General features: G+C 73.3%; 1 protein-coding gene. It reads left to right on the top strand.

The genetic code is table 11. From position 1 onward, the window contains the following. The coding region (locus tag ABD371_RS35620; RefSeq protein ID WP_344486894.1) for a beta-ketoacyl synthase N-terminal-like domain-containing protein at nt 1–2,068 on the top strand (2,068 nt) is incomplete at both ends.

Below are 2,068 nucleotides of genomic sequence, written 5' to 3'. Positions count from 1 at the left end.
AGTCGCTGGGGGTGCGTCCGGCGGCGGTGGTGGGGCATTCCCAGGGTGAGATCGCGGCGGCGCATGTCGCCGGCGCGCTCAGTCTGGAGGACGCCGCCCGCGTCGTCGCCCTCCGCAGCCGAGCCCTGCTCGCCATCGAGGGCCTCGGCGCCATGGCCTCCGTGACCCTCGGCCGCGAGGACACCGAACGACTGCTGCGCCCCTGGGCCGACACCCTCTCCGTCGCCGTGGTCAACGGACCGGCCGCCACCGTCATCTCCGGCGACCCCGTCGCCCTGGACGAGGCCCTGGCCCGGGCCGAGGCGGAGGGGGCCCGGGTCCGGCGGCTCCCCGTCACCTACGCCTCGCACGCGCCGCAGGTCGAGGCCGTCCGGGACCGGCTGCTCGCCGAACTCGCCGACATCGCCCCGGTGTCGGCCCCCGTCGCCTTCCACTCCACCGTCACCGGCGGAGTGCTCGACACGGCGGCCCTCGACGCGGAGTACTGGTTCCGCAACCTCCGGAGCACCGTCGAGTTCCAGCGGACCGCCGAGGCCCTGATCACCCAGGGCTTCGGCGCGTTCGTCGAGGTGAGCCCGCACCCCGTGCTCACCGCCTCGCTCACGGACATCATCGGCTCCCACGGGGCCGACGCCGTCGCCGTCGGCACGCTCGGCCGCGACGACGGCGGTCCCCGACGGCTTCTGACCAGCCTGGCCGAGGGCCATGTGCGCGGTCTGTCCGTCGACTGGAGCGCCGTGTTCGCCGGCACCGGGGCCGACCGGGTCCCCCTGCCGACCTACGCCTTCCAGCGCCGGCGCTACTGGCTGGACAGCGCCGCCACCGGAGCCGCCACCGGAGCCGTCGACGCCGCTCCGGCGCACACCGAGGACGAGGGGGCCGCCCAGCCCTCCGCCTGGCTGCGCCGGCTCGAAGGGCTCACCGAGGCCGAGCAGCGCAGGGTCGCCCTCCGCTCCGTGCTCGCCCATGTCGCTGCGGTGCTCGGGCACTCCGCGGACGAGGAGATCGATCCCACGGTCTCGTTCCGGGACCTCGGCTTCGAGTCCCTCACCGCCGTCCGCCTCCGCGATCAGCTCGTCTCCTCCGTCGGCGTCGAACTGCCCAAGACGGTCCTCTACGACTTCCCGACCCCGCAGATCCTCGCCCGCCATCTGCGCGAGGAGGCACTCGGCATCCGCACCGAGACGGAGACGGCCGAGCGCCGGGACACCGGGGACGACCCGATCGTCATCGTCGGCATGGCCTGCCGCTACCCCGGCGCGGACTCCCCCGAGGAGCTGTGGCGGCTGGTCGAGGGCGAGGAGTCCGCCCTCTCGCCGTTCCCCACGGACCGGGGCTGGGACCTCGACCGTGTCTACGACCCCGAGATGACCCGCCCCGGCACCAGCTACACCCGGTACGGCGGATTCCTCGGCAAGCCCGGCGACTTCGACCCCGAGGTCTTCGGCATCAGCCCCCGTGAGGCGCTGGCGATGGACCCCCAGCAGCGCGTGCTGCTGGAGGCCTCCTGGGAGGCGTTCGAGGACGCCGGGATCCCCGTCGGCGATCTGGAGGGAAGCACCACGGGCGTCTTCGTCGGCACCATGGGCCAGGAGTACGGGGCCCGGCAGCACGAGTCCCCGCTGGAGGTCGAGGGCTTCCTCCTCACCGGCGTCGCCACCAGCGTCACCTCCGGCCGGGTCGCCTACACCTTTGGACTCAACGGTCCCGCGGTGACCGTCGACACCGCCTGCTCCTCCTCCTCCGTCGCGCTCCACCTCGCCGTTCAGGCGCTGCGGAACGGCGAGTGCTCACAGGCCCTCGCCGCCGGGGTCACCGTCATGGCCAACCCCGGCACCTTCATCCAGTTCTCCCGGCAGCGCGCCCTGTCCAGGGACGGCAAGTGCAAGTCGTTCTCCGCCGCGGCCGACGGCTTCGGTCCCGCCGAGGGTGTCGGGGTGTTGTTGCTGGAGCGGTTGTCGGATGCGCGGCGTCTGGGTCATCGGGTGTTGGCGGTGGTGCGTGGTTCGGCGATCAATCAGGACGGTGCGTCGAATGGTCTGACGGCGCCGAACGGTCCGGCGCAGCA

It is taken from the genome of Streptomyces amakusaensis (assembly GCF_039532665.1).
Taxonomy (GTDB): domain Bacteria; phylum Actinomycetota; class Actinomycetes; order Streptomycetales; family Streptomycetaceae; genus Streptomyces; species Streptomyces amakusaensis.
This window is presented reverse-complemented; position numbering and strand designations above follow the sequence as displayed.